Origin of the sequence: Thioclava sp. F42-5, assembly GCF_002213195.1 — a bacterium.
Classification (GTDB): domain Bacteria; phylum Pseudomonadota; class Alphaproteobacteria; order Rhodobacterales; family Rhodobacteraceae; genus Thioclava; species Thioclava nitratireducens.
On the sequence record NZ_NBNZ01000016.1, the window covers coordinates 1 to 3,006 of the forward strand.

3 protein-coding genes are annotated in these 3,006 nt (G+C 65.2%); all 3 read right to left on the reverse strand.

Going from position 1 to position 3,006, the window contains the following annotated elements:
* Positions 1-20 precede the first annotated feature (20 nt).
* Positions 21-803: an ATP-binding cassette domain-containing protein gene (locus B6V74_RS18645; protein WP_075777669.1), complete on the reverse strand. Its 783-nt coding sequence runs from the start codon at positions 801-803 to the stop codon at positions 21-23.
* The gene (locus B6V74_RS18650; protein WP_088723673.1) at positions 800-1,876 is read right to left on the reverse strand and encodes an ABC transporter permease; all 1,077 of its coding nucleotides are present in this window, start codon (positions 1,874-1,876) and stop codon (positions 800-802) included. Before B6V74_RS18650 ends, B6V74_RS18645 begins: the two co-directional genes overlap by 4 nt.
* A gap of 101 nt (positions 1,877-1,977) precedes the next feature.
* Entirely contained in the window at positions 1,978-2,991 is a 1,014-nt protein-coding gene (locus tag B6V74_RS18655) for a sugar ABC transporter substrate-binding protein (protein WP_077701105.1), read from the reverse strand.
* Positions 2,992-3,006 lie beyond the last annotated feature (15 nt).

Consider the following 3,006-nt stretch of genomic DNA (forward strand, 5'->3'; position numbering starts at 1 on the left):
GCCTCGGTCGTGCTCATCGCTCAGGCCGCCTCTGTCGCGCCGTCGGGCGTTTTGGCGCCGGTCATGAAGGCGACGGCGTCCGACATCGAGTGTTGCTTCGGATCGATGACGCAGAGCCGTTTGCCCAGCCGGTGGACGTGGATCCGGTCGGCGACCTCGAAGACATGGGGCATGTTGTGCGAGATCAGGATGATCGGCAGCCCTTTCGCCTTCAGATCGAGGATCAGGTTCAGCACCTGGCGGCTCTCCTTGACGCCGAGCGCCGCGGTGGGCTCATCCATGATGATCACCTTCGAGCCGAAGGCCGCCGCACGCGCGACCGCCACGCCCTGGCGCTGACCGCCCGAGAGCGTCTCCACCGCCTGATCGATGTCCTGAATGGTCATCAGGCCCAGATCGTTCAGCTTCTGGCGGGCGAAGGCGCGCATCGCGGGCTTGTCGAGCATCCGCAGCCATTTGCCCATCGCGCCCGGCTTGCGCAGCTCGCGCCCGACGAACATGTTGTCGACGATCGAGAGCGCGGGCGACAGCGCGAGCGTCTGGTAGACCGTCGCGATCCCGGCATCCTGCGCCTCGAGCGGGCTGCGGAAGCTGATCGGCTTGCCTTCGAGACGGATCTCTCCCTCGTCGGCGGAAACCGCGCCGGAGATCGCCTTGATGAGCGAGGATTTCCCGGCCCCGTTATCCCCGATCACGGCGAGGATTTCGCCCGGGTAGAGATCGAAGTCGCATTCGTCGAGGGCGGTGACGCGGCCATAGCGTTTGACCAGACCGCGCGCGGTGAGAATGGGCTCTTGCGTCATGCCGATACCTTTCTGATCCATTGGTCGATGGCGACCGCGATGATGATGAGCCAGCCGATCGCGAAGACCTGCCAGAGCACGTCCACATTCGCGAGCCGCAGACCGGATTGGAACACGCCCACGATCAGCGCGCCGAACAGCGCCCCGAGGATCGAACCGCGCCCGCCGAAGAGCGAGATCCCCCCGATCACCACGGCGGTGATGGAATGCAGGTTCGCCTCGTAGAAGGCCTGCGGCGAGATCGACCCGACCCGGCCGATCGAGGCCCAGGCGGCGATCGCACAGACGAGCCCGGCCATGCCGTAGACCGACAGCAGCGTGCGGTCGGTGCGGATGCCCGCAAGCTCCGCCGCCTCCTTGTCGTCGCCCACCGCGTAGACGTGGCGGCCCCAGGCGGTCTTGTTCAGCAGATACCAGAGCACCAGGAACACCGCGACCATCAGGATCGAGCCATAGGTCAGCCGGGCATTGCCCACCGCGATCGTGTTGCCGAAGAATTTCAGAAGCGGCGCGAACTTGTCGATATCCTGCGAGCGGATCGACTGCGCCCCCGACAGCCACAGGTTCAGCGCGTAGAAGATCGACCAGGTGCCCAGCGTGGTGATGAAGGGCGGCAGCTTCACCTTGGTCACCAGAAAGCCGTTCATCAGCCCCGCCCCGGTGCCGCCCGCGAAGGAGATCAGCAGCGCCAGCGGTGCCGGCACGCCCATGTAGACAGCGAGGTTGCCCGCCACGACCGACATCAGCACCATGATCGCCGCGACCGACAGGTCGATCCCCGCGGTCAGGATGATCAGCGATTGCGCCGCGGCGAGAATACCGATGATCGAGACCTGCTGCATGATCAGCGTCAGGTTGAAGGCCGAGAAGAACTTGCCCCCCGCCACAAGGCCGAACACGGCGATGGACAACAGCAGCACGATCACCGGCACCATCGTCGGGTTGCCGTGCAGCCCGTGCTGGATCGTGCCGAGAAGCCCGCGCTTCTTTCCCTTGAAGGCCGCGACGGTCTTGTCGCTCTTATCGAGATCGTGCTCGAAGGACTGGCCGCGAGGCGGAGCGGTCTGGGTCATGTCCGTCATCCTCTTTGTGCAATATGGGGTGAGGGGCCGTGATCCGGCCCGAAGAGGACGGGCCGCCGCGCGGGCGGCCCCTCCGATCTGTCAGGCGGGGATCAGCCCCAGCACTGCTTGAGGCCTTCCTCCGACGAGATCGAGTCGACCCCGTCGACCGGCTGGTCGGTGATCAGCGTCACGCCGGTATTGTAGAAGTCGAGACCTTCGGAGTTCTGCGGCTTGGTGCCGTCCTTGGCGAAAGCCGCGATCGCCTCGATGCCCATCGAGGCCATCTTCAGCGGGAACTGCATCGAGGTCGCGCCGATGATACCTTCCTTGACGTTCTGCACGCCCGGGCAGCCACCATCGATCGAGACGATGATCGCCTGATCCTGCATGCCGACCGATTTCAACGCCTCGTAGGCGCCGGCGGCGGCGGGCTCGTTGATCGTGTAGACCACGTTGATGCCCGGATCCTTCTGCAGAAGGTTCTCCATCGCCGTGCGGCCACCCTCTTCGTTGCCGTTGGTCACGTCATGGCCGACGATGCGCGGATCGTCTTCGTCGCCGATCTTCTTGGGGTCTTTGACGTCGATGCCGAAGCCCTTCATGAAGCCCTGATCGCGCAGGTAATCGACCGAGACCTGGCTCGGGTTGAGGTCGAGGAAGGCGATCTTCGCGTCCTTGGCCTTGTCGCCCATCTTCGCATTGGCCCATTGCCCGATCAGCTCGCCGGCCTTGAAGTTGTCGGTGGCGAAGGTCGCATCGGCGGTGTCGGCGGGCTCGAACGGGGTGTCGAGCGCGATCACCAGCGCCCCCGCGTCGCGCGCTTTCGTCACCGCCGGCGCCAGCGCGCGGCTGTCGGACGGCGTGATCAGGATGCCCTTGGCGCCCGCCGCGATGCAGCTCTCGACCGCCGCGACCTGGCTTTCCACGTCGCCGTCGAGCTTGCCCGCATAGGTGTTGAGCTTGATGCCCATCTCCTCGGCTTTCGCCGTCGCACCCTCCTTCATCTTCACGAAGAACGGGTTGGTGTCAGTCTTCGTGATCAGGCAGGCGGTCGTCTCCGCCCAGGCCCCGGTCGCCATCAGACCAAGCGCCGTCGCTCCCAGAATCGCGGTTGTCTTCTTCATGTCAGGTCTCCTCCC